This window comes from Roseobacter sp. FCG-D35, from assembly GCF_033436665.1.
In the GTDB taxonomy this organism is placed as follows: Bacteria; Pseudomonadota; Alphaproteobacteria; order Rhodobacterales; family Rhodobacteraceae; genus JAWQFO01.
On record NZ_JAWQFO010000012.1, the window covers coordinates 30,324 to 55,198 of the forward strand.

A 24,875-nucleotide genomic window follows, 5' to 3' on the forward strand; every position below is an offset into this window, starting at 1 on the left:
GGTTCGACATCGCGGCGCCTGCGCAGGCGACGCCTGCGCAGGCCGCCGCGCAGCCGGAGGCCAGGGCACGGATCGAAAAGATCGTGGCCGATAACCGCGTCGTCGTCTTCTCGCTGGAATGGTGCGAGTTCTGCTGGTCGGTGCGCAAGCTCTTCGACCGGGCCGGGATCGATTATCTGTCGGTCGATCTCGACACCGCCGAAATGCAGAAGAGCGGCGAAGGCGCTGCGCTGCGCGCCGCGCTGCTGGAGATCACGGGCGTTCCGACGATCCCGCAGGTCTTTGTCGGCGGCAATTACGTCGGCGGCGCGACCGAAACCTTCGACGCCTGCAACGGCGGATCCCTGCTGGAGGCGCTGCACGGTTGCGGCGCGGGCGTCGGGGGAAATCTGCCCGCCGATGCCTACGCCCTGCTTCCGGCCTGGCTGCACCCGCGCAAGGCGGGATGATCGGCGGCGAAACGCGGCGGCTCCGGTCAGTGTTGCCGGATCCGCCGCGATCTTTGTCCGAACGCGGGGCAAAAGCGACAGCACGGATTGTTCCAAGCCGGAACCTCGAAGCGTCCGCGTAGCGGAATAGGCGGTCGCCCGAAGCAGCGGGCGCCCTCGACACGGTGCACGATGCCCGCTCGGGCAGAGAGACGACATTTTTTCTGTCGATGCCCGGAACCAACAGATACCCGGCGTGTTGACATGAAGGACAAGGCAGACCCGCAAAGCCGGACGGCACGCAGTTTCAGCGAGCTCGTTCACCAGGGTCTCAGATTTCGCCGTGTGCCGATCACGCGCCGCCTTGGAGGCGGAGCAGGGTCGGAGCCCCCGCACCGAGATCGAAAAGCCCGGTCCCCGGATTTCAGGCGGTGCCTCGTCCCCACGGAGGTCCGCACAAGTTACAGAGTATAACGTTTGAGTACCCAGAGCCCCTGCGACCTTGTCGCGGGGGCTTTTGCATTTCCAGGCCTGCCGCGCGCGCAGTCGCGGAAACACACCCGAAACATTTGAAACCCCTAAGGCGGCGTCGCGGCGTCGGGCTGAAACACGGGCTGCGTAAACCCGTGTCACCGGGACGACGGGCCTCGCCCCTCCGGTCCGGCACACCGCAGACCACGCATTCAAGGAACGAGAACATGACCACAGACACGATGAACCGGCCCGCCAAGATCGCGATGAACGGAGTGAACGTGCCGACGCTGCTCGCCACGATCGGCGCCGTAGCCGAACAGCCCGCGCTGGCGCAATTCACCTTCCGCGCCAGATCGGAATGGGCGGCCGGCACCTACAGCCGCACGCGCATCAACGACTACGCGGGCGCGGGCGGCGAACATGCCCGCGAGGCCGGCGAGTTCGTCGTCGAAGCCGATCACCCCGCGGTGCTGTGCGGCGCGGACCACGGGCCGACGCCGGGAGAATACCTGCTGGCGGCACTTGCCTCCTGCATTACTGCCGGCATCGGAAACATCGCCTCGGCCCGCCAGGTCACGCTCCGGTCGGTCAAGGGCACGGTCGAGGGCGACGCCGACCTGCAAGGCATCCTCGGGATCGACAAGACGGTGCGCAACGGCTTCAGCGCCATTCGCGCCCGGTTCGAGATCGACGGCGACGCGCCGCGCGAGGTTCTCGAGAAGATCGTCCACCAGTCGATGGCGCGTTCCGCCGTGCTCGACATGCTGACCAACGGCACGACCGTCGATGTCGACGTCGCAGCCTGACCCGACCGGCGGGGATCACTCCGCCGGTCACCCAACCGCCTTTTTCAACAGGACATTTCAGACATGGCACGTTTTTCCAGAAGCAACCGCAAGGCCCGCCGGGACATGGCCGGCCTGCGTGCCCCGCACGCCGCGGCGTCCCTTCGCGCGCCGCTCGACACCGATCCGTACCGCGACCCCGAGCCGGGACGCACGGATCTGCCTTTCTGACATCGCAACACAAGGGATGGGACCGATGACTTCCAGGACAGACGTGATCATCATCGGCGCTGGGCAAGCCGGGCTCGCGATGAGCCATTGCCTGGGCCGGTGCGGGATCGACCACGTGGTTCTCGAGCGTGGCGTCATCGGCCAGAGATGGCGCGACGAGCGCTGGGATTCGCTGCACCTTTTGACCCCGAACCGCCTGACACGGCTCCCGGGGCGCGCCGGCACGGACCGGGACCCGGACGGGTTCATGCACAAGAGTGCCGTGGTGACGATGCTCGAGGCCTATGGGGCTGCATCCGCCGCACCGGTCGTCACCGGGGCCGAGGTGTTCTCGGTCGCACCCTGTGCCGGCGGCTTTGCCATCGTGACCGGACGCGGGACCTGGCGCGCGCGTTGCGTCGTCGTTGCCAGCGGCGCCTGTGACCGGCCCCGCGTGCCGGGCTTTGCGGCGGCGCTCGACACGTCCATCGCGCAGATCACCCCGAGCACCTACAAGTCCCCGCGCCAGGTCGCGGCGGGCGGGGTGCTGGTCGTCGGGGCCTCGGCCACCGGTGTCCAGTTGGCGGACGAGCTTGCGCGGGCCGGCCGCGAGGTGACGCTGGCCGTGGGCAGCCACGTGCCACTGCCGCGCCGCTACCGGGCGCGCGACATCATGGGCTGGCTCGATGCCTGCGGGTTTCTCGACGACCCCCGGCGCCGCGACGTCCCGCAGGCGCGGACCGCGCGGCACCCGTCGTTCCAGCTGGTCGGCGGCCCCGAGCCGCGGACCCTCGACCTCGGGGCGCTTGCGGCAAGCGGTGTGAGGCTTGCCGGTCGCGCGCTGTCCGGAGCGGGACGCCGCATCTCCTTCGCGGGCGACCTTGCCACGTCGGTGGCGGCGGCCGAGCTGCGCCGCACCCGCCTGCTCGACCGGATCGACGGCTTCATCGCCGGACAGGGCCTTGATGCACCCGCCGCACACCGTCCCGCGCCGCTGACCGTTCCGGCAATCGCCGCCGAGATCGACCTCGTCCGCGCCGGCGTGCGCAGCGTGATCTGGGCCACCGGGTACCGGCGCGCCTACCCGTGGCTCGACGCACCCGTCTTCGACGCTCACGGCGAAATCCGTCAGCGCGGCGGGGTCACGCCGGTTCCGGGCCTCTTCACCCTCGGCCTGCCGTTCATGCGGCACCGAAATTCAACTTTCATCGACGGCGTCGGTCGCGACGCGGACTTCATTTCAACCCGTATCGCCCGGCACCTGGGACATATCGCCAGCCGGGCGGCCTGAAAGGACAAGACAATGCAGACCAAGGTATTTTCGAACGATCATTACGACGCGATCATCGTCGGCGCCCGCTGCGCGGGTGCCGCCACCGCGATGCTTCTGGCCCGTGCGGGGCAGCGCGTGCTGGTGGTCGACTGGGCCGAGGAAGGCTCGGACACCATGTCCACCCACGCGCTGATGCGCGGCGCGGTAATGCAACTCGACCGCTGGGGCGTGCTGCCCGGGATCGTGGCCGCGGGAACGCCTGCCATCCGGCGCACGACCTTCCAGTATGGCGCGCAGCAGATCCCGCTCGACATCAAGCCCTCGCATGGTGTCGACGCGCTCTACGCGCCGCGCCGCACGGTACTGGACGCGGCGCTCGTCGCCGCCGCACGCGCCGCCGGGGCCGAGCTTTGCTTCGGCATCTCGTTCCGCGACGTGCTGCGCGATGCGCAGGGCCGCGTCCGTGGCGCGGTGCTCGCATCGAGCCGGTTCGGCCGCATCGAGGTCTCGGCGGACATCGTGATCGGTGCCGATGGCCGCCGGTCGAGCGTCGCCCGGCGTGTCGAGGCCCGGACGAACCTCGTGTCGCGCAACCGGATCGCCTGCGCCTACGCCTACTACGAAGGCATCGAGGACACCGGCTCGCACTGGCTTTACCTGCCGCGTTTCGCGGCCGGCAAGATCCCGACAAACGATGGCGCGCATTGCGTATTCGTCGCCCTGCCGATGGAGCGGTTCAACAGCGACGTGCGCGGCGTTCTGGCCGAGGACCCGGTGGCGGCGATCCTCGCCGACGAGGAGCCTGTCTTTGCCGACATGATGCGCCCGGCGCGCCGGACCTCGGAGGTGACGCTGTTCGCCGGGCAAAACGGCCACATGCGGCAGTGCCAGGGCCCGGGATGGGCGCTGGTGGGCGATGCGGGCTACTTCAAGGATCCGCTGACCGCTCACGGGATCACCGATGCGTTACGCGATGCCGAGAGCCTTGCGGAGGCCGTCCTGGCCGGAACCGGGCAGGCGCTGCAGGCCTACCAGCGCGACCGCGACGCCCTGTCGACCGAGCTTTTCGATATCTCCGACGAGATCGCGGGCTTCGGTTGGTCCCTGCCCGACCTGCAGGCGCTGCACATGCGGCTCAACACGGTGATGAAGCAGGAACAGGACTGGATGGCGACGCGCCAGGCCGAGACCAGGATCGCCGCGTGACGGCGGCGGCACAACGCGGAGACGATCCCGCCGGCAGGACAGCCCGGCGGGATTGTTGCCAGATCGGGTTTCTGCTGCCACGATTGGCGGGAAATCCGGCGGCAAGTGGGGAAGGCCAGATGGAAAAATCGCTCTTCGACAAGTATGGCGGCTTCTCGACCGTCAGCCGGATCATCATGTCGCTTTACGACAAGCTGCTCGACGACGACGACGTCGGCCCGTTTTTTGACGACGTGGACATGCCGAAACTGATCGACCACCAGACCAAGTTCGTGTCCTCGCTCATGGGCGGACCCGCCTCCTTTTCGGACGGGCATATCGAACGCGCGCACCGCCATCTGGAGGTGAACGACCTGCATTTCGACCGGCTGAAGGAGCTTGTCCGGCAGACGCTCGAGGAATTCGACGTCGATGCCGGCGATATCGAGACCGTTCTGGCCGCCTTCGAGGCGCGCCGCCCTCTGCTGGTCGGGGCCGCGGATGTCCATTGAAGCGATCAATGAGCAGCTGCTGCGCGCCATCGGCGTCGGCGTGGCGCTGGTGGACATCGACAGCCTCGTGCTGGTCTATCGCAACGACACCTTCGACGAATGGTTCGCCTCGAACGGCCCCACGGCCACGCTACAGGACCTGCTGCCGACGCTCGACATCACGGCCATGCGCGCCGGGCTCGAAGCTGAGGGGCGGCATTCGGCCGAGGTCTCGTTCAAGCTGCGCCGGCGCCGGATGACCGTCGCGACCGAGTTCAACCGCGCCGAGGAGGCGGGGGCGCGGATCGCGGTGCTGGTCTGTCAGAACATCACCCGGATCAAGGAGCTGGAGTCGATGATCGACAGCTACTCGGTGATGGTCGAGCGCAACACCTTCGAGATCAAGCGCGAGAAGGAGCAGGTGGAAAAGCTGCTGCTCGACATGATGCCGCGCGCCGCCTACGAGGAATACAAGTCCTTCGGTATCGTCGCCCCGCGCCACTTCGCGCCGGTTTCGGTCCTGACCCTCGATTTTGCTGGGTTCGACGCGATGCTCGCCGATCACGACCCGGGCGTGATCGTGAGCGAGCTCAACGACCTCTACGGCGCCTTCGACCGTATCGGCGAGCAGTTCGGCTGCCAGCGCATCCGTACCCACGGCGACAGCTATGTCGCGGTCGCAGGCGTGCCCGATCCGGTCGCCGATCACGCATCGGCGGTCGCCAATTCGGCTATCCGCTACCTGCGCTACCTCGAGCGGCGCAACGAAAGCCACGCGATCCGCTGGCAGGCACGGATCGGAGTTGCATCGGGTTCGGTCGTAGGCTCGGTGGTGGGCGTCAAGCGCTACATCTACGACGTTTTCGGGCCGGCGGTGACGCGCGCGCTGACGCTACGGGCAAGGGCGGCTCCGATGACGCTTCTGGCCGACCGGGACCACGCGGCGCTGCTCGACGAAGGGTTCGACCGCGCTCCGGCCGGCGACGATGCCTGCGCGCTCACGCTGGCGCAGCATGGATCCGTCGCCGGACCGGGCGGCCAGTAAGACACGGTGTCCGGTCTCGATCCGCTGCTTGCGCATACGCTCGATACGCTCGGCGAAGGGGTGGCGCTGTTCGACGACGCGGGCGCCCTGCTGCGCGTGAACCGCGCCTTCCGCACCATGAACCCGGGTCTCGCCGACCTCTTGTCGCCTGGACTGTCCTGGGACGTGTTGCTGCGCGAGGCGGCGCATCGCGCGGCGCTGCCCGATGACACCTGCAAAGCGCTTGCCGTGATCGAGGCTGACATGCTCGAGGGCCCGGAGGCGATGCGGCACCTGCGGGTCGAGACCGGGCGCGGACATGCGCACACGCTGCAGCTTTCGCCAAGCCCCGGCGGCGGTTTCGTGCTGGTCCAGTCACAGGTCCCTTCGGAGGGCGCAGAGGGCGATGCGCAGCACGATCTCGAGGAACTGCTGACCAAGGTGCTCGATGCCAGTCCCGCATGCCTGACCATGTCGCGCGTTGGCGACGGGCAGATCATCTACCGCTCGCCGGCAGCCTCGGCCCTGCTTGGGTTGGCCAAGAGCAGCTTCTCGCATTTCGCACGGCGCGAGGAGCGCGCGGATTTCATCACCGCACTGCTGCCGGACGGCCGGGTCGATGACATGCGCGTGACCGGAGTTCGCGGCGACGGGAGCGAGTTTCCCGCCGGTATCTCCGCGCGCCTCATCGACTATGGCGGCGAAGAGGTGATCGTGTCGGACATGGAGGATCTGAGCGCGCGGCTTGCCGTGCAGGCCGAACTGGCCCGACAGCGCGCGCAGGTATTCCAGGCCGAGAAGATGTCGGCCTTGGGCGAGTTGCTGGCCGGAGTCGCGCACGAACTCAACAACCCGCTGTCGGTGATCGTGGGCAATGCCGAGTTCCTGCACGAGGATCTCGAGGGGTCCGCGCATGCCCCGCGCATCGGCAAGATCGGCACGGCGGCGGATCGCTGCGTTCGCATCGTGCGTTCGTTCCTTTCGATGGCCCGGCAGGAACCGCTCGATCCGCGCCCGACCGCGCTGGCCGGTCTGCTGGACCTGGCGGTGGACACCGTGCAGCCGCTGGCCGGGCCAGCCGGCATCACCCTGTCGGTCGAGCTGCCTCCGGTTCTGGCCGAGGTGATGGTCGACGAGGTCCAGGTGTCGCAGGTCGCCATCAACCTGCTGACCAACGCGGTTCATGCGATCGCGGACAGCGGCATCGGCGACGCGGTGACGGTCACGGCGGGGATGCAGGGCGATGTGGTCGCCGTCAGCGTCTCGGACAACGGTCCCGGCGTTCCCGAGCAGATCGCGCGCCGCATCTTCGATCCGCTCTTCACCACCAAGGAGGTCGGCAAGGGGACCGGTGTCGGACTTGCCTTCTGTCACCGCGTCGTGGCAGCGCATGGCGGCGAGATTCACCTCGACCCCGGACAGCAGGCCGGCGCGCGCTTCGTCCTGACCCTGCCCGTGGCCCGACTATGAGCTAGCCGCCGACGATCACCGTGGTTTCCCAGCCTTCGCAACGCTCCGGCAGCGGAGGCGGCAGGGCTTCGTCGGTGTAGAAGGTGTCGATCTCGGACATCGACGTGATGCGGGCGGGGGCGCTGCGCTTGAACTTGGAGTGATCGGCGACAAGAAAGGTGCGGCGTGACTGGGCGATGATGGTCTGGCTCACCCCGACCTCCTGGATGTCGAAATCGAGCAGGTCGCCCTCGGTGTCGAGCGCCGAACATCCGATGACGGCGAGGTCGAACTTGAATTTGCGAATCGTGTCGATGGTCAGCGTGCCGATGAGACCGCCGTCGGTGCGTCGAAGCGTCCCGCCGGTCAGGATGGTCTGGCAGTCTGAATTGGCGACCAGGATGTTGGCCACGTTCATGTTGTTGGTCACCACCAGCAGATCGCGGTGATGCAGCAGTTCGCGGGCCACCGCCTCGGTGCTGGTGCCGATGTTCAGAAACAGCGAGCAGCCGTCCGGGATGTCCCGGGCGCAGGCCCGCGCAATGGCCTGCTTGCCCTCCTGGTTGAGCGTGCGGCGTTCCTCGTAGACGATGTTCGTGGTGCCCGAGGGCAGCACGGCTCCGCCATGCACGCGCTCGAGCTTGCCGGCGTCCGCCAGTTCGGTCAGGTCGCGCCGGATCGTCTGGAGGGTGACGCCGAACTGCTCGGCAAGCCCTTCGACGGTGACCTTGCCCAGCCGGCGGGCCGTTTCGAGGATCTCGGGATGCCGAAAGGTCTGCGACATCGGGCGCTACCCTCCCTTCACCTGTAGTTTCTGCGCCTGCGAAAGAATCGCAAGCGCCAAGGGTTCGTTTATGTGCGTTTCGGCAGATAATGCCCGAATACCGCATAATGGCTACCATTTTCTCGCGCGATCCGGTGAACTGAGCGCCAAAGCGAACATAAACGAAAATTCCGCTTGCCTAATGCCGGACCGGTCCTTAACCATGTCGGCGCACCACGCACATCCGACCGGGGAGGGGTCTCGTGCCGCACGCGCCATCCGCGCCAGACAGCTACGACCTGTTCGTCATCGGCGGCGGCATCAACGGCTGCGGCATTGCCCGCGACGCGGCGGGTCGGGGACTGAGCGTGGCGCTTGTCGAGATGAACGACCTTGCCTCCGCAACCTCCTCGGCGTCGACCAAGCTGTTTCACGGTGGCCTGCGGTATCTCGAGTATTTCGAGATCAACCTCGTGCGGCACGCGCTGGCCGAGCGCGAAGTGCTGCTGAAGGCGATGCCGCATATCTCGTGGCCGATGCGCTTCGTGCTGCCCTATCACCCGGACATGCGCTTTGAAGGCGATACGCCCGCCTCGCGCCTTTTAAGCCGGGTGATGCCGTGGATGAAAGGCCGCCGCCCGGCGTGGATGATCCGCTTCGGCCTCTATCTTTACGACACGCTCGGGGGCCGCAGGCTGCTGCCGGGAACGACGACGGTCGATCTGCGCGACACGCCGGAAGGTGCGCCGCTCGAGGATCGGTTCGAGAAGGCGTTCGAGTATTCCGATTGCTGGATCGAGGATTCGCGGCTCGTGGTGTTGAATGCACGGGACGCGGAAGACCGCGGCGCGCGCATCATGGTGCGCACCAAGCTGGAGCGGGCCGAGCGCGCGGGCGATCACTGGAACGTTCAGCTGCGCGACACCGAGACCGGCGCCGAAACCGTGCTGCGTGCCAGGATGCTGGTCAACGCGGGCGGGCCCTGGGTCGGCGACATCATCCACGGCAAGGTGCGGGTGCGCTCGAACGAGGGAGTGCGCCTCGTGCGCGGCAGCCACATCGTCACGCCGCGGCTCTACGATCACGACAAGTGCTACTTTTTCCAGGGTGCGGACGGGCGCATCATCTTCGCGATCCCCTACGAGACCGACTTCACCCTGATCGGCACCACCGACGCCGAACACAAGGATCCTGACGTACAGCCGGTCTGCACGCCCGAGGAACAGAAATACCTCGTCGATTTCGCCAACGGCTACTTCAAGCAGGACATCAGCACCGACGATATCGTCTGGACCTATTCCGGCGTGCGTCCGCTCTACGACGACGGGGCCAGCAGCGCGACGGCAGCCACGCGCGACTACACGCTCAAGGTCGACGACCGTGATGGTCCGCCGATCCTGAACATCTTCGGCGGCAAGATCACCACCTACCGCAAGCTCGCCGAAGACGCGATGGACAGGATTGCGCCCTATTTCAAGGACATGCCCGGCCACTGGACCGCCGAAGTGCCCCTTCCGGGCGGCGATTTCGAGGTGTCCGGTGTCGACACGCTGGTTGCACAGTTGCGCGACGAGCACGAGTATCTCGATCGGCGCTGGGCGCTGAGGCTGGTTCGGGCCTATGGTACGCAAAGTCGCGAGATGTTGTCCGGCGTTAACGACCTGAAGGACCTCGGGCGCGACTTCGGAGCGACTTTGACCGAGCGGGAAGTGACCTGGCTGATGGACCGTGAATACGCGCAGCGCGCCGAGGACGTGGTGTGGCGCCGCAGCAAGCTGGGTCTGCGGCTGAGCAAGGAACAGGTCGCGGATCTCGACGCTTGGATGCAGGCACGGCGCCGCGCGGCGCTCGAACGGGCGGCGGAATAGGGGGCTTGGAATGACGCTGCAACTCAAGGGCGTGTCGAAATCGGTCGGCGGGCAGGTGCATATCCACCCCACCGATCTCGAGCTGCAGAACGGCACGATGAACGTGCTGCTCGGGCCGACGCTGGCGGGCAAGACCTCGCTGATGCGGTTGATGGCCGGGCTCGACGTGCCGACCACCGGCAGCGTTTTCTGGAACGGCGAGGACGTGACGGGCATGCGCGTGCAGGACCGCAAGGTGGCGATGGTCTACCAGCAGTTCATCAACTACCCCTCGATGACGGTCTACGAGAACATCGCCTCGCCGATGAAGCTGATGGGCCAGTCGCGCGACGAGATCGACCGGGCGGTGCGCGAGACGGCGGAGCTGATGAAACTTAGCCCGATGCTCGACCGCAAGCCGCTGGAGCTTTCGGGCGGACAGCAGCAGCGCTGCGCGCTGGCACGGGCGCTGGTCAAAAACGCCGGGCTGGTGCTTCTCGACGAGCCGCTGGCCAACCTCGACTACAAGCTGCGCGAGGAACTGCGCGCTGAGATTCCCCGCATCTTCGAGAAATCCGGCGCGATCTTCGTCTACGCTACGACCGAACCCGAAGAGGCGCTGCTGCTGGGCGGCAACACCGCGACGCTCTGGGAAGGCCGGGTGACGCAGTTCGGCCCGACGCCGTCGGTCTATCGTAAGCCGGTGAACGCGACCACCGCGCGGGTGTTCTCGGACCCGCCGATGAACTTTCTCGAGATCACCAAGCGCGGCGACCGGCTGACCTTCGGGGGCGACCGTTCGGTGCCGGTGCCGGCTTCGATGCAGGGACTCGCGGACGGAGACTATACGGCGGGCTTCCGGCCGAACCATCTGGAGCTTCACAGCGACAGCCCCGGCGTGATGAGTTTCGATGCGCGCCTCGGCGTGACCGAGATCACCGGGTCCGAGACCTTCGTGCATCTCGACTATCACGACGCCCGCTGGGTCGGGCTGGTGCATGGGGTGCAAAGCCTGAAACCGGGACAGACCCTGACGGTCTATCTGGACCCCGCCTTCGTCTACCTTTTCAAGCCGGACGGGTCGCTGGTGTCGGCCGCGCCTTATGCGGAGGCCGCCTGATGGCCAAGATCACGCTCGACAATCTCGCGCATTCCTACCTGCCGAACCCCAAGGGCGAAGCTGACTACGCGCTCAAGGAACTCAACCACGACTGGGTCGATGGCGAGGCCTATGCGCTGCTCGGCGCTTCGGGCTGCGGCAAGACCACGCTTCTCAACATCATCTCTGGCCTGTTGCGGCCGTCGCAGGGCCGGATTCTCTTCGACGATGTCGACGTGACCGACGCACCCACGGCCGAGCGCAACATCGCGCAGGTGTTCCAGTTCCCGGTGGTCTACGACACGATGACCGTGCGCGACAATCTCGCCTTTCCATTGCGCAACCGCGGTGCCGACGCGGGCTATGTCGCCGGCCGCGTGCAGCAAATCGCGCAGATGATCGGCATGGAGGCCGAGCTTGACCGCAAGGCGCGCGGGCTGACGGCGGATGCCAAGCAGAAGATCAGCCTCGGGCGCGGCATGGTGCGCGAGGACGTGAACGCGCTGCTGTTCGACGAACCGCTGACCGTGATCGACCCGCATATGAAGTGGGAACTCAGGACCCAGCTCAAGCAGCTGCACAACGACTTCGGGCACACGATGATCTACGTGACTCACGACCAGACCGAGGCGCTGACCTTCGCCGACAAGGTCGTCGTCATGTACGACGGGCGCGTGGTGCAGATCGGGACGCCGCAGGAGCTTTTCGAGCGGCCGGCGCATACTTTCGTGGGATACTTCATCGGCTCGCCGGGGATGAATGTCTTCGATGCCGAGATCGCGGGCCACGAGGCGCGTGTGGCAGGGGCCACCGTCGAGCTGGGGCGCGGCTACAGTCCGGAAGGCGGCAAGGTCCAGATCGGCGTGCGCCCCGAATTCATCCGGCTCGGCGACGATCCCAACGGATTGCCGGCCAAGGTCACGCGCGTCGAGGACGTGGGCCGGCACAAGATCATCCGCCTCGACGTCGCGGGCCAGCCGGTCAACGCCATCGCCGCCGAGGGCGCACGGGTCGAGGCCGACGCCACGCGCATCACCTTCGATCCCAAGGGCATCAACGTCTATGCAGACGACTGGCGCGTGCGCGCCGAAGGGGAGGCCGCCTGATGAACAAGACCGTCAACCAGAAAGCCTGGTTCCTCGTTCTGCCGGTGCTGGTGCTGGTCGCCTTCTCGGCCGTCATCCCGCTCATGACCGTCGTGAACTACTCCGTGCAGGACACCTTCGGGAACAACGTCTTCTTCTGGACCGGGCTCGAGTGGTTCAAGGAGATGCTCGAATCCGAGCGGATGTGGGACGCGCTCTGGCGGCAGCTGGTCTTCTCGGCGATCATTCTCGCCATCGAGGTGCCGCTGGGCATCTTCGTGGCGCTGAACATGCCCAAGCGCGGCTTCTGGGCCTCGGTCTGCCTGGTGCTGATGTCGCTGCCGCTTCTGATCCCGTGGAACGTGGTCGGCACGATCTGGCAGATCTTCGGGCGCGTCGACATCGGGCTTCTGGGTCACACGCTCGATGCGATGGGGATCTCCTACAACTACACGCAGGACATCCTCGCCGCCTGGATCACCGTGATCGTGATGGACGTCTGGCACTGGACGTCGCTGGTGGCGCTTCTTGCCTATGCCGGACTTCAGTCGATCCCCGACGCCTACTACCAGGCCGCAAAGATCGACCAGGCGAGCCGTTGGAAAGTGTTCCGCTACATCGAACTGCCGAAGATGGCCGGCGTGCTGATGATCGCGATCCTGCTGCGGTTCATGGACAGCTTCATGATCTACACCGAGCCCTTCGTGGTCACCGGGGGCGGGCCGGGCAACGCGACGACCTTCCTGTCGATCGACCTCGTCAAGATGGCGCTGGGGCAGTTCGACCTCGGCCCCGCCGCGGCCTTCTCGATCATGTACTTTCTCGTGATCCTGCTGATCTCGTGGGTCTTCTACACGGTGATGACCAACCTCGACAAAAGGGACGGCGTCTGATGACCGATACCACCGTTCATTCCGACGGCATCCCGGGCAAGGTGACGGATCGCGCGCCGGCGAAGACCGGGTCGCGGCGGCGGCTTCCCGTCAACGGATCCGCCGTGGTCATGGTGCTCTACCTGCTGTTCCTGCTGCTGCCGATCTACTGGCTGCTGAACATGAGCCTGAAGACCAATGCCGAGATTCTCGGCGGGTTCAGCCTCTGGCCGCAGAACCTGACCTTCGCCAATTATGCGAAGATCCTGACCGATCCGTCCTGGTACATGGGCTACGTCAACTCGCTGATCTACGTGGTGATGAACACGGTCATCAGCCTCGCCGTGGCACTGCCCGCGGCCTACGCCTTCAGCCGCTACAGCTTCATGGGCGACAAGCACCTGTTCTTCTGGCTGCTGACCAACCGCATGGCCCCGCCGGCGGTCTTCGCGCTGCCGTTCTTTCAGCTTTATTCCTCGGTCGGTCTTTTCGACACGCATATCGCCGTGGCACTGGCGCATTGCCTTTTCAACGTGCCGCTTGCGGTCTGGATCCTCGAAGGCTTCATGCGCGGCGTGCCGAAAGAGATCGACGAGACGGCCTACATCGACGGCTACAGCTTCGGGCGGTTCTTCGTGCGGATCTTCATGCCCCTGATTGCCAGCGGCATCGGCGTCGCGGCGTTCTTCTGCTTCATGTTCTCCTGGGTCGAGCTGCTGCTGTCGCGCACGCTGACCAGCGTGAACGCAAAGCCGATCGCGGCCACCATGACCCGCACGGTGTCCGCCTCCGGCCTCGACTGGGGCGTGCTGGCCGCCGCGGGCGTGCTGACGATCGTTCCGGGTGCGCTCGTGATCTACTTCGTCCGCAACTACATCGCCAAGGGCTTCGCCTTGGGGAGGGTGTGATGAAGCGGCAACTGGCTTCGCTCGCCCTTGTCGCGCTGATGGCCGCACCGGCGAGCGCGCAACAGATCCTTGTGCCGAGCAATCGGGCGGCGATGGAAACCGGCTGCCTCGTCCAGGGGCTCGATCCCAACGGCGACGGGTTTCTGGCCCTGCGCGCCGGACCGGGCAGCGACCACGCCCAGATCGGCAGCCTGCGCAACGGCGACGCGGCCTATCTTGCCGCGCCGCCGGCGGGCCGCTGGCTTTATGTCGAGAACGGCGCAATCGGCGGGCGGGAGGCGAAGTTCCGCGGCTGGATCTACGACGCCTGGTGCCAGTTCTATCCGTAGGGGAGGAGTTCAGACATGGCCTGGATGGCATGGACAATACCGACCGCGATTTTCTTCGCCGTCATCGCGACACTGCTGATCATCTTCACCGTGCTCGCGATCAAGTACCCGGAGACGCCCCGCGTTGGCATCCTCCGAATTGAAACGACCCGTGGTGACCGCCTGTTCATCACGCTTCTTGGCTCGGCCTTCATCAACCTGATCTGGCTGGGTCTCGAGGTCGCGCCGCAGCCATGGGCGCTGCTGGCCTGCCTTGTCTACGCCGCGGCGGTGTTCCGCTGGGTCTAGGAAAGGTTCCACCGCGGTCCGGGCTCCGGGCCGCACACCGAAACGATTTCAATATGTCTAGGGAGGACAATATGAATCTGGCACTGAAATCGACAACGGCCCTGGGGATCACCCTTGGCCTCCTGGCGGGCCCCGTGTTCGCCGACATGGAGGCCGCGACGGCCTTTCTCGACGAGAACATCGAACGCTCCGCCCTGACCCGCGAGGAACAGGAAGCGGAGATGCAGTGGTTCGTCGATGCTGCCCAGCCCTTCCAGGGCATGGACATCAAGGTGGTCTCGGAAACCATCACCACGCATGAGTACGAGGCCAACGTGCTGGCCCCGGCCTTCACCGCGATCACCGGCATCAACGTCACCCACGATCTCATCGGCGAAGGCGACGTTGTCGAGAAGCTGCAGACGCAGATGCAGTCGGGCGAGAACATCTATGACGCCTACATCAACGACTCGGATCTGATCGGGACACACTGGCGCTACCAGCAGGCGCGCAACCTGACCGACTGGATGGCCGGCGAGGGCGCGGACGTGACCAACCCCGGTCTTGATGTCGAGGACTTCATCGGCCTCAAGTTCGTGACCGGTCCGGACGGCAAGCTCTACCAGCTGCCCGACCAGCAGTTCGCCAACCTCTACTGGTTCCGCCACGACTGGTTCACTGACGCCAAGACGATGGAGGACTTCAAGGCCGAGTACGGCTACGACCTCGGCGTTCCGGTCAACTGGTCGGCCTACGAGGACATCGCCGAGTTCTTCACCGGGCGCGACATGAGCTATGCCGGCGGCCCGTCGGATGGCGTCTTCGGTTCTATGGACTACGGCAAGAAGGACCCGTCGCTTGGCTGGCGCTACACCGACGCTTGGATGTCGATGGCCGGCATGGGCGACGTGGGCGAGCCCAATGGCCTTCCGGTCGACGAGTGGGGCATCCGCGTGAACGAGAACAGCCAGCCAGTCGGCTCCTGTGTCGCACGCGGCGGGGCCACCAACGATGCCGCGGCGGTCTATGCCGTGACCAAGGCGATCGAGTGGCTCGAGAAGTACTCGCCGCCGGCGGCTGCGGGCATGACCTTCTCCGAGGCGGGTCCGATCCCGGCACAGGGGTCGATCGCCCAGCAGATGTTCTGGTACACGGCCTTCACCGCCGACATGGTCAACGACTCGGCGACCGCCGTGCTCAACGACGACGGCACCCCGCGCTGGCGCATGGCGCCCAGCCCGCACGGCGCCTACTGGAAGGACGGCCAAAAGGTTGGCTACCAGGACGCGGGTTCCTGGACGCTGATGGAGAGCACCCCGGTCGACCGCGCCAAGGCGGCCTGGCTCTACGCCCAGTTCGTGACCTCGAAGACGGTCGACGTCGAGAAGTCGCACGCTGGCCTGACCTTCATCCGCGAGAGCACGATCCAGCACGACAGCTTCACCGAGCGCGCCCCGAAATTGGGCGGCCTGGTGGAATTCTACCGCTCGCCGGCCCGCGTCCAGTGGTCGCCGACCGGAACGAACGTGCCGGATTACCCGAAGCTCGCGCAGCTGTGGTGGCAGAACATCGGGGACGCCATGTCCGGTGCCAAGACGGCGCAGGAAGCGCTCGACAGCCTCTGCGAAGAGCAGGAGAAGGTTCTCGAACGCCTCGAGCGGGCCGGTGTCCAGGGTGACTTGGGGCCGAAGATGAACGAGCCGCAGGATGCGTCCTACTGGCTCGAGCAGGAAGGCTCGCCCGTTGCCAAGCTCGACAACGAGGACCCCGAGCCGGAGACCGTCAGCTACGAAGAGCTGATCAAGTCCTGGCAGTAAGCCTCTGAAGACCCGGGCCGGGGCGGCGGACGCCCCGGCCCATTGCCGTTCACCGGCACCATTTTCGCACCATTCGGGGGATGCCATGACCCATATCCTCGCCATCGACCAGGGCACCACGTCGTCGCGCGCCATCGTCTTCGACGCCGAGATGACGATCGTCGCGTCCGCCCAGCAGGAGTTTCCCCAGCACTACCCCGACAGCGGCTGGGTCGAACACGATCCGCAGGATCTGTGGCAGACCACGCTCGACAGCTGCCGCAAGGCCATCGAGAAGGCCGGGATAGACGCCGCCGACATCGCAGGGATCGGCATCACCAACCAGCGCGAGACCACCGTGGTCTGGGACGCAAAGACCGGCGAGGCGGTGCATCGCGCCATTGTCTGGCAGGACCGGCGCACGGCCGAGTACTGCCGCGAGTTGCGCGAGGCCGATCACGAGGAGATGTTCACCGAGCGCACCGGCCTGCTGATCGATCCCTACTTCTCCGGCACCAAGCTGAAGTGGATCCTCGATGAAGTCGAGGGCGCGCGGGAACGTGCGGCGAGAGGCGAGCTGTTGTTCGGGACCGTCGACAGCTTCCTGATCTGGAAGCTCACGGGCGGCAAGGCGCATGTCACCGACGCCACCAACGCCTGCCGGACGTTGCTGTACGACATCCACAAGGGCCGCTGGAGCACGACCATCTGCAAGCTTTTCGACATTCCGATGGAGATGCTCCCCGAAGTGAAGGACTGCGCTGCCGATTTCGGCACCACCGACCAGGACCTTCTGGGGGCGGAGATCCCGATCCTCGGCGTCGCGGGCGACCAGCAGGCTGCGACTCTGGGTCAGGCCTGCTTCGAGCCGGGGATGCTGAAATCGACTTACGGCACGGGCTGTTTCGCGCTGCTCAACACCGGCGAGACGGCGGTGCGCTCGAAGAACCGCCTGCTGACGACCATCGCGTATCAGTTCGACGGCACACCGACCTACGCGCTCGAAGGCTCGATCTTCGTCGCCGGTGCGGTCGTGCAATGGCTGCGCGACGGGCTGAAGGTGATCAAGACGGCCCCGGAAACTCAAGGCCTCGCCGAAAGTGCGGACCCCGCGCAAAACGTGATCCTCGTGCCGGCCTTCGTGGGGCTCGGTGCGCCCTACTGGAACGCCGAGTGCCGGGGCGCACTTTACGGGCTCACGCGCAATTCCGGCCCGGCCGAGTTCGCCAAGGCGGCACTGGAGAGCGTCGGCTACCAGACCCGCGACCTGCTCGAGGCGATGCATGCCGACTGGACCTCGGGCGACGCCGATCCGACGTTGCGGGTCGACGGCGGGATGAGCGCCAGCGACTGGGCGATGCAGTTCCTCGCCGACATCCTCGGCGCGCCCGTCGATCGGCCGAAGGTGCTCGAGACCACGGCTCTGGGTGTCGCCTGGCTGGCCGGACAGCGGGCGGGGCTTTACCCGGACATGGCGGGCTTTGCCGAAACCTGGGCCCTAGACCGGACCTTCGAGCCGCATTCCGACGAGACTGTCCGGGACCGCAAGTACGAGGCCTGGAAACGCGCCGTGGAAGCGACGATGAGCGTCTGACCGGTGCCGCTGCCGTCCTTCGGGTTCTCGACCGCGGGCCGGATCCTCTTCGGCCGGGGCCAGGCCGAAGAGGCGGCCGGCATCGCGGCGGGACATGGGCGGCGCGTCCTGCTGGTGCGTGGAAGGTCGGTGCCCTGGGTCGACCGGCTGGAGGATCAGCTTGACGCGGCAGGCTGCAGCGTGATCCGCGTGGCGGCGCGTGGCGAACCGACCGTGGAACAAGTCGAGGCGGCGGTGGACCGGGCGCGGGCGGAAGGGTGCGATGTAGTCGTTGCCGTCGGTGGCGGCACGGTCATCGACCTCGGAAAAGCCGTCGCCGCCATCGCCCCGGGGCGTGGCGCGCTGATGGATCATCTCGAGACCGTTGGCGGCGGCAGGCCGCTCGAGGCGGCACCGCTGCCCTTCGTCGCACTGCCGACCACGGCCGGCACCGGTTCGGAGGTGACCCGCAATGCCGTGATCGGCGTGCCCGAGGCCCGGCGCAAGGTCAGCCTTCGTGATGACCGGATGCTGGCGGATGTCGCCATCGTCGATCCCGCGCTCACCGATCACGCGCCGGCCTCGGTCACCTTCGCCTCGGGGCTGGACGCGGTCGTGCAGGTGATCGAGCCCTACCTGTCGCGCCGGGCCAACCCGCTGACCGACGCACTGTGCCGCGACGCCATCCCGCGCGGGCTGAGGGCGCTGGCACGCCTCGCCCAGGCCGAAGACGCGACGGCCCGGGATGAAATGGCCTATGTCAGCCTGTGCGGCGGGCTTGCACTTGCCAATGCCGGTCTCGGAGCGGTGCACGGTCTCGCGGGCGTGATCGGCGGGCGCCACGACGCGCCGCATGGCGTGATTTGCGGACGATTGCTGGGTCCCGTGCTGTCCGCGAACCGCGGTGCGGTCGCGAATACCGGCGGTGATCTGGCCCGCTTCGACGCTGTAGAGCGCTGGATCGCGACGGAACTTGCCTTGCCTTCGCAAAGCGGTGCCGCGGACCTTGCGGATTGGCTTGACGCGCGTGGACTACCGCGCCTCGCCCAATGGGTTCCGCAGGAAGCAGACCTCGATGCCGTGGCGACAGACGCGGCCTCGGCATCGTCGATGGCCGCGAATCCCGTTGCACTTTCGCCACCGGCGCTGATCCGCGCAATCCGGGCAGCCCTTTAGCGGGAACTTGCCGACCGGAAACCGATCGACCCGACGCCGACCTTCACAGCGCCAATGTTTTAGGGCGTTTCGCGGCAGGAAACATTTATGCATCGACGCAAGATATCGTGCGTCAGTCATCTGCATGATTTCTCGGAAGCGTGGTATTATTCGCCTGCAAGTAGATTTTTATTGCATGTCGCCGCGCGACGAGGAGCTTTTTGATGGCCGCGATTGCACGATCCACCCCGAACCGCCCCGAACTCAGTAGTCCAGACCATATCCGACTTATCGGGGTCGCGTTCCTGTCTTTGGGCCTCTCCTCGCTTCTGATGCCTTTCGTGACGGGATTGCCCGTCGAACGGCTCCTGACGTTGCTGCTGATCCTCTGGGGCTCGGGCGGCGTGATGGTCGCCTACACGGCGCGGCAGAATGTCTACCGCATGGTGTTTCTTGGCCTTGCGGTGTTCGGGGTCGCTGCCGGTTTCTACTACGCGATTTCCGGGACCGGTCAGACCGGAAATGTCGCCCTCTTCCTCGCCACGGTCTTTGCAGGGCAGGGCGCCGGGGCGCTTCTGCTGGGCCTGCGACTGCGCCGCAGCGCGCCGGCCTGGGGTTGGCTGGCCTGGTGCGGCGGCTTCTCAATAGTGCTGGCTGTGCTGCTTTTGTCGGTCTGGCCGGTGGCCTCGGCCGTGTTCTTCGGCGGTCTGGTCGCCGCGAACTTCGTGTCGACCGGTATCGCGCTGATCGGGCTGGCGCGTCGCTGATCGGGCGGACGGCACATTAAAGATGCGCCACCCGCCCGGAGGGAGTTCTGGAGTAAGTCATGCTCCGAAGCCTCCCCAAACCTCGGAGCATGCCGCCACGCGCCCTGCGGGGCGGGGCTGACCCCGGCGCCGGGGGATCAGCACCGGGGGTTTTCGCGGTGTCAGGAGATCCGCGTCAGGCGTCGTTGCGGGGCAGGGTGCCGACGGTCACGTCCATCGTTATCTCCTCGCCCTTGCGCAGTAGCACGACCTTGGCCGCGGTCTCGGGCCGAGTGTCGGCGACGGCCCGGGTGAGGTCACGCAGTTCCGTGATCTCGGTGCCGTCGAAGGACAGGATGATGTCGCCATCCTCCAGCCCCACCTTCGCCGCCGGACTGTCGGCGGACACGCCCTGCACCACCGCGCCTTTCGGCTGATCGTAGCCCAGAACCGAGGCGACTTCGTCGGTCATCGGCCGGATCGAGACGCCGAGCCAGCCGCGTTCGACGCTGCCGTCGTCCTGCAGGTCGGCAACGATGGTCTGCACCATGTCCGCCGGAACCGCGAAGCCGATACCGACCGATCCGCCCATCGGAGAGATGATCGCCGTGTTCACGCCGACGACCCTGCCGTCGTTGTCGAAAAGCGGCCCGCCCGAGTTGCCGCGGTTGATCGCGGCGTCGGTCTGGATGAAGTCATCGTAGGGGCCCGCGTTGATGTTGCGCGACAGCGCCGAGACGATTCCCGAGGTCACGGTGCCGCCGAGCCCGAAGGGATTGCCCACGGCCATCACCTCGTCACCGACGCGCAGCGCGCCGGAATCGCCGAAGGTGACCGCCGGCAGGTCGACATCGGCCTCAATCTTCAGAAGGGCGACATCGGTCATTGGATCGCTGCCCAGGACCTCGGCCTCGAAGCTGCGGCCGTCCGACAGCTTGACGGTCACGACCTGGGCCCCGTCCACGACATGCGCGTTGGTGACGATCTGGCCGTCTTCGGAGATGATGAATCCCGACCCGACGCCCTGCCGTTCGCGCCCCTCGCCCGGTTGCGGGAACATGTCGCGGAACTGGCGCTTGAACGCCTCGGGCATGTTGTCGGGCATCCGGCCTTCGAAGTTCGCCGGCGCGGTTTTGGTCGTCACCTCGATGAAGACGACGCTGGGCGAGACCTGCTCGACCAGATCGGCATAGCCGCCCTCGGGAACCGCCAGCGCGGTCGAGGGTGCGATCGCAACGAGGCCGGTCGAGGCCAGCGCGGCGGCCGTAGCCATCGAGGCGGCGACGCGTTTTGAGGTGTGCAAAATGTGCATGAATACGCTCCTTGCATTCGTTGATGGCAGACAAGGTGGCGCGCCGGGCTTACAGGCGCGTTCGCGGGGCTATACAAATTTGTAATGCGCGTGCGGCTGACCGGGCCCCGTTGGGCGGTTAAATTCCGAGCGGCGCAAGTTATCTTGGGTCCGGATCGGCCGATGCGTCGGGCGCTGCGCCGGGATGTGAGGAAAAGACGATGAAATTGCTCGTCGTGGAGGATGATGCCACCACCGGGGCCTATATCGCGCGCGGGTTGCGCGAGGAGGGCCAGACGGTCGACCTTGTAGAGGACGGCCGCGAGGCGCTGTTCCAGGCGACAGAGGGCAATTATGACGTCATGATCGTCGACCGCATGCTGCCTGGCCTCGACGGTCTGACGCTGGTCAAGACGCTGCGCGGGGCGGGCAACCAGACCCCGGTGCTTTTCCTGACCTCTCTCGGCAGCGTCGACGACCGGATCGGCGGGCTAAACGCCGGCGGCGACGACTACCTCGTCAAGCCCTTCGCCTTCGGAGAGCTCTCGGCGCGGGTTGCGGCACTGGCGCGACGGCCGCAGGCGATGGAGCAGGAGACGGTGTTGCACTGCGGGCCGCTCGAGATGAACCTGATCACCCGCAAGGTCACGCGCGACGGGCGCGAGATCGACCTTCTGCCACGCGAGTTCGCGCTGCTTGAACACCTTATGCGCCGCAAGGGACGGGTGCAGACCCGGACCATGCTGCTCGAGGCCGTTTGGGACATCAGTTTCGACCCGATGACCAACGTGGTCGAGACCCACGTTTCGCGATTGCGCGCCAAGGTCGACAAGCCCTTCGACAGCGACCTGATCCAGACCGTGCGCGGCGCCGGCTACAAGATCGAGGGATGAGGACGCGCCTCACCACGCTGCTGCGCTCGATGCCGGTGCGCCTGGCGCTGGCGCTGGTGCTGCTCTTCACGCTGGTCAGCCTGCTGAGCCTGGCCGCGACCTATGCCTACACCCAGCGGTCCTTCGAACAGTCCATCCGCGAGGACCTGACGCGCGACCTCGTCGGCCTGCGCATCGCGCCCAACGCGCGCGCCGTCGCCGCGCTGGTCGAGGCCCAGTCGCGCGGCAGCGATCCCAGCCGCTTCGTGCTGAGCTACCATTCGCCGAACGGGCGGGTTTACGGCAACGCGGCGATCTCGCGCGACGACGAAGGCTATCGCATCGTGTCGCTGACCGGCGATGCGGCGGAAAAGCTTGGCGGCCGCTATCTCACCCTGTCCTCGCGGCTCTACGGTGGGCAACTGACCATTGCGCGCAGTTGGGCCGAGGTCGAGGCCTTGGGGCAGGCCTATGCCAATATCCTGTGGATCAGCCTGTTGCCGACAGTGCTGATCGCGCTTTCGGGCGGGTTGTGGCTGGCGCGGCGCAGCAAGCGCGACGTCGACGTGATCGGCGCGACGCTCGACGATCTGACCACCGGAAACCTCGCGGCCCGGGTCGCCGTCGAGGGCAACTGGTCGGACGACCTCGCGCGGATCGGTGGCAAGGTTAACCAGATGGCCGCGGCACAGGAGGCCAGCACGACGATGCTGCGGCAGGTGTCCTCGGACATCGCGCATGATCTCAAGACGCCGATCCAGCGCGTCGCCGTGCATCTCGACGATCTCGCGCGCGACCTGCCGCCCGATGCGCCGGAAGCGGCCCGCGTGGCGCTGGCGCGCAGTGAGGTGGATGACATCGCGTCGGTGTTCCAGTCGCTGTTGCAGCTGGCGCAGGTGGAATCCGGTTCGCCCCGTGCGCACTTCCGTCCGGTCGACCTTGCCGATCTGTGCCGGACTCTGGTGGAAGTCTATGAACCGTCCGCCGCCGCCGGCGGGCAAAGCCTGTCCTGCGCGGTTCCCGAGGACGGGACGATCCGCATCAACGGGGATCGCGGCCTGCTCGGGCAGGTGCTGGCGAACCTGATCGAGAACGCCCTGCGGCACACGCCGAAGGGCACCGCCATCACGGTGTCGCTGAGCGCTGATGGCGAGATTGCGCGGCTCGACGTAACGGACACGGGCCCCGGCATTCCGGAAGACGAACGCACGCGCGTCCTGCAGCGCCTCTACCGCCTCGACCGCAGCCGCAAGACACCGGGCAACGGGCTTGGGCTCAGCCTTGTCGAAGGCGTGGTCAAGCTGCACGACGGGACCATTGCATTGCAGGACAACGCGCCGGGACTGCGTGTCGCGCTGCGGTTCCCGCGCCTCGGGGCCGATCTGTCGCAGACCTAGCGCAGCCGGGCGAGGCCGCGCGCGAAGCATTCGACGACCTGCGACCGAAAGCCCGGTCGACCGACAGATGAATCGTATTACCCTAGGGTTCGGCGCGGGGAAACATGCTGCGCCACCGGGGCATGTAATGGGAGTGGGACAATGTTCGACGGAATGACCGCGGAGATGCTGGCGCGCATCCAGTTCGCCTTCACCGTTTCGTTCCACATCATCTTCCCGGCCTTCTCGATCGGTCTGGCGAGCTACCTCGCGGTGCTGAACGGTCTGTGGCTCTGGACCCGGGACGAGACCTACCACATCCTTTTCAACTACTGGAAAAAGATCTTCGCCGTTGCCTTCGGCATGGGCGTCGTCTCGGGCTTGGTGATGTCCTACCAGTTCGGCACCAACTGGGCGGTGTTCTCGGACAAGGCGGGTCCGGTGGTCGGCCCCCTGATGGCTTACGAAGTGCTCTCGGCCTTCTTTCTCGAGGCCGGCTTCCTCGGGATCATGCTTTTCGGGCGAAAGCGGGTGGGCGACGGGCTGCATATGTTCGCCACCGGCATGGTCGCCTTCGGCACGCTGCTCTCGGCAACCTGGATCCTGTCGGTCAACAGCTGGATGCAGACGCCCGCGGGCTACAGCATGAACGAGCTTGGGCAGTTCGTGCCCGAGAACTGGATGGAGATCATCTTCAACCCGTCCTTTCCCTACCGCCTCGTGCACATGGTGCTGGCGGCCTACCTGACCACGGCGCTGGTGGTCGGCGGTGTCGGCGGCTGGCACCTGCTGCGCGAGAACCGCAACCGGGCTGCGCGACGCTCGTTCTCGATGTCGATGTGGATGCTTTGCCTCGTGACGCCGTTGCAGATCGTGGCGGGCGACTTTCACGGCATCAACACGCTGGAGCACCAGCCGGCCAAGGTCATGGCGATGGAAGGCCATTTCGACAGCCATCCGGACGGCGCACCACTGATCCTGTTCGGAATTCCGAATTCCGAGGAAAAGCGCGTCGATTATGCCATCCAGATCCCCAAGTTGTCGTCGCTGATCCTCAAACATGACCTGAACGCCCCGCTCGATGGGCTGGATACCATCCCCGACGACGAGGAACCGCCCGTCGGAATCGTCTTCTTTTCCTTCCGCATCATGGTCGGTCTCGGTTTCCTGATGCTGGGCCTGGGTCTCTGGGGCGTCTGGGCGCGGATGCGCGGTACGCTCTACGAGGCGCCCTGGCTGCACCGTGCGACGGTCGCGATGGGTCCGATGGGCTTTGTCGCCGTGCTCGCCGGGTGGGTCACGACCGAGGTCGGGCGCCAGCCCTACACGGTCTACGGCATGCTGCGAACCTCCGACAGCCTGTCGCCGATCGCGGCGCCTGCTGTCGCGGCTTCGCTGACGGCCTTCGTCGTCGTCTACTTCTTCGTTTTCGGCGCCGGGGTCTACTACATCCTTCGGATGATGGGCCAGCCCCCGGTCATGGGCGCAAAGCTCGGCCTGCGCGAGGGTCCGATCCGTACCGCCGGCCGCGTCGCGGCGCAGGACCCCGAACAGAACCCGACCCCGGCCGAGTAGGA

General features: G+C 66.3%; 24 protein-coding genes. 22 read left to right on the forward strand and 2 right to left on the reverse strand.

What is annotated here, in order from left to right; translation table 11 throughout:
- The 8 genes from R5H30_RS20350 to R5H30_RS20385 form a co-directional block, all read left to right on the forward strand.
- A partial coding sequence (locus R5H30_RS20350; RefSeq protein WP_318330519.1) for a glutaredoxin domain-containing protein occupies positions 1 to 449 on the forward strand: 449 nt, incomplete at its 5' end.
- Positions 450 to 1,126: 677 nt separating this feature from the next.
- Positions 1,127 to 1,708 (forward strand): OsmC family protein, encoded by a 582-nt coding sequence (locus R5H30_RS20355; RefSeq protein WP_318330520.1) that lies wholly within the window; start codon positions 1,127 to 1,129, stop codon positions 1,706 to 1,708.
- Positions 1,709 to 1,771: 63 nt separating this feature from the next.
- Positions 1,772 to 1,918: a hypothetical protein gene (locus tag R5H30_RS20360; RefSeq protein ID WP_318330521.1), complete on the forward strand. Its 147-nt coding sequence runs from the start codon at positions 1,772 to 1,774 to the stop codon at positions 1,916 to 1,918.
- Between the two features lie 25 nt (positions 1,919 to 1,943).
- A complete protein-coding gene (locus R5H30_RS20365) occupies positions 1,944 to 3,188 on the forward strand; it encodes a flavin-containing monooxygenase (protein WP_318330523.1) in 1,245 nt (414 codons plus the stop codon).
- A gap of 12 nt (positions 3,189 to 3,200) precedes the next feature.
- Entirely contained in the window at positions 3,201 to 4,376 is a 1,176-nt protein-coding gene (locus tag R5H30_RS20370) for an NAD(P)/FAD-dependent oxidoreductase (protein WP_318330526.1), read from the forward strand.
- Between the two features lie 119 nt (positions 4,377 to 4,495).
- On the forward strand, positions 4,496 to 4,867 hold the full coding sequence (locus tag R5H30_RS20375; protein ID WP_318330527.1) for a group I truncated hemoglobin: 372 nt from the start codon (positions 4,496 to 4,498) through the stop codon (positions 4,865 to 4,867).
- Positions 4,857 to 5,891, forward strand: a complete 1,035-nt coding sequence (locus tag R5H30_RS20380) for an adenylate/guanylate cyclase domain-containing protein (protein ID WP_318330528.1) — start codon at positions 4,857 to 4,859, stop codon at positions 5,889 to 5,891. Before R5H30_RS20375 ends, R5H30_RS20380 begins: the two co-directional genes overlap by 11 nt.
- 6 nt (positions 5,892 to 5,897) lie before the next feature.
- Complete coding sequence (locus R5H30_RS20385) at positions 5,898 to 7,340, forward strand: PAS domain-containing sensor histidine kinase (RefSeq protein WP_318330529.1); 1,443 nt, start codon at positions 5,898 to 5,900, stop codon at positions 7,338 to 7,340.
- Position 7,341: 1 nt separating this feature from the next.
- On the opposite strand, the gene R5H30_RS20390 is transcribed toward R5H30_RS20385, so the two are convergent.
- A complete protein-coding gene (locus R5H30_RS20390) occupies positions 7,342 to 8,103 on the reverse strand; it encodes a DeoR/GlpR family DNA-binding transcription regulator (protein WP_318330530.1) in 762 nt (253 codons plus the stop codon).
- Positions 8,104 to 8,345: 242 nt separating this feature from the next.
- Between R5H30_RS20390 and glpD the strand changes: the two genes are divergently transcribed.
- The 11 genes from glpD to R5H30_RS20445 all read left to right on the forward strand — a co-directional run bounded on the left by glpD (position 8,346) and on the right by R5H30_RS20445 (position 19,780).
- Entirely contained in the window at positions 8,346 to 9,950 is a 1,605-nt protein-coding gene (gene glpD, locus R5H30_RS20395; RefSeq protein WP_318330531.1) for a glycerol-3-phosphate dehydrogenase, read from the forward strand.
- A gap of 10 nt (positions 9,951 to 9,960) precedes the next feature.
- Complete coding sequence (locus R5H30_RS20400; RefSeq protein ID WP_318330534.1) at positions 9,961 to 11,049, forward strand: ABC transporter ATP-binding protein; 1,089 nt, start codon at positions 9,961 to 9,963, stop codon at positions 11,047 to 11,049.
- Positions 11,049 to 12,134, forward strand: a complete 1,086-nt coding sequence (locus tag R5H30_RS20405; RefSeq protein WP_318330540.1) for an ABC transporter ATP-binding protein — start codon at positions 11,049 to 11,051, stop codon at positions 12,132 to 12,134. The genes R5H30_RS20400 and R5H30_RS20405 overlap by 1 nt, the downstream gene beginning before the upstream one ends.
- Positions 12,134 to 13,006, forward strand: coding sequence for a carbohydrate ABC transporter permease (locus tag R5H30_RS20410; RefSeq protein WP_318330544.1), 873 nt, complete (start codon positions 12,134 to 12,136; stop codon positions 13,004 to 13,006). Before R5H30_RS20405 ends, R5H30_RS20410 begins: the two co-directional genes overlap by 1 nt.
- Positions 13,006 to 13,893, forward strand: coding sequence for a carbohydrate ABC transporter permease (locus tag R5H30_RS20415; RefSeq protein WP_318330546.1), 888 nt, complete (start codon positions 13,006 to 13,008; stop codon positions 13,891 to 13,893). Before R5H30_RS20410 ends, R5H30_RS20415 begins: the two co-directional genes overlap by 1 nt.
- Entirely contained in the window at positions 13,893 to 14,222 is a 330-nt protein-coding gene (locus tag R5H30_RS20420; protein WP_318330548.1) for an SH3 domain-containing protein, read from the forward strand. The genes R5H30_RS20415 and R5H30_RS20420 overlap by 1 nt, the downstream gene beginning before the upstream one ends.
- Before the next feature lie 15 nt (positions 14,223 to 14,237).
- Positions 14,238 to 14,510 carry a DUF2160 domain-containing protein gene (locus R5H30_RS20425; protein WP_318330549.1) on the forward strand — a complete coding sequence of 91 codons (273 nt, stop codon included), beginning with the start codon at positions 14,238 to 14,240 and terminating at the stop codon, positions 14,508 to 14,510.
- Positions 14,511 to 14,581: 71 nt separating this feature from the next.
- Positions 14,582 to 16,306 (forward strand): ABC transporter substrate-binding protein, encoded by a 1,725-nt coding sequence (locus R5H30_RS20430; RefSeq protein WP_318330552.1) that lies wholly within the window; start codon positions 14,582 to 14,584, stop codon positions 16,304 to 16,306.
- Between the two features lie 85 nt (positions 16,307 to 16,391).
- Complete coding sequence (gene glpK, locus R5H30_RS20435) at positions 16,392 to 17,879, forward strand: glycerol kinase GlpK (protein WP_318330556.1); 1,488 nt, start codon at positions 16,392 to 16,394, stop codon at positions 17,877 to 17,879.
- 9 nt (positions 17,880 to 17,888) lie between these two features.
- Entirely contained in the window at positions 17,889 to 19,034 is a 1,146-nt protein-coding gene (locus R5H30_RS20440; RefSeq protein ID WP_318330647.1) for an iron-containing alcohol dehydrogenase, read from the forward strand.
- A gap of 203 nt (positions 19,035 to 19,237) precedes the next feature.
- On the forward strand, positions 19,238 to 19,780 hold the full coding sequence (locus R5H30_RS20445) for a hypothetical protein (protein ID WP_318330557.1): 543 nt from the start codon (positions 19,238 to 19,240) through the stop codon (positions 19,778 to 19,780).
- A gap of 175 nt (positions 19,781 to 19,955) precedes the next feature.
- Here R5H30_RS20445 and R5H30_RS20450 read toward each other — a convergent pair whose 3' ends face one another.
- Positions 19,956 to 21,071 (reverse strand): Do family serine endopeptidase, encoded by a 1,116-nt coding sequence (locus R5H30_RS20450; protein WP_318330561.1) that lies wholly within the window; start codon positions 21,069 to 21,071, stop codon positions 19,956 to 19,958.
- A 200-nt stretch (positions 21,072 to 21,271) separates the two neighbouring features.
- On the opposite strand from R5H30_RS20450, the gene R5H30_RS20455 reads away from it, so the two are divergent.
- From R5H30_RS20455 to R5H30_RS20465, 3 genes are all read left to right on the forward strand, one after another.
- Positions 21,272 to 21,943, forward strand: coding sequence for a winged helix-turn-helix domain-containing protein (locus tag R5H30_RS20455; RefSeq protein ID WP_318330563.1), 672 nt, complete (start codon positions 21,272 to 21,274; stop codon positions 21,941 to 21,943).
- On the forward strand, positions 21,940 to 23,319 hold the full coding sequence (locus R5H30_RS20460; protein WP_318330568.1) for a sensor histidine kinase: 1,380 nt from the start codon (positions 21,940 to 21,942) through the stop codon (positions 23,317 to 23,319). Before R5H30_RS20455 ends, R5H30_RS20460 begins: the two co-directional genes overlap by 4 nt.
- A gap of 141 nt (positions 23,320 to 23,460) precedes the next feature.
- Positions 23,461 to 24,873 carry a cytochrome ubiquinol oxidase subunit I gene (locus R5H30_RS20465; RefSeq protein WP_318330571.1) on the forward strand — a complete coding sequence of 471 codons (1,413 nt, stop codon included), beginning with the start codon at positions 23,461 to 23,463 and terminating at the stop codon, positions 24,871 to 24,873.
- The last annotated feature ends 2 nt before the right edge of the window (positions 24,874 to 24,875 follow it).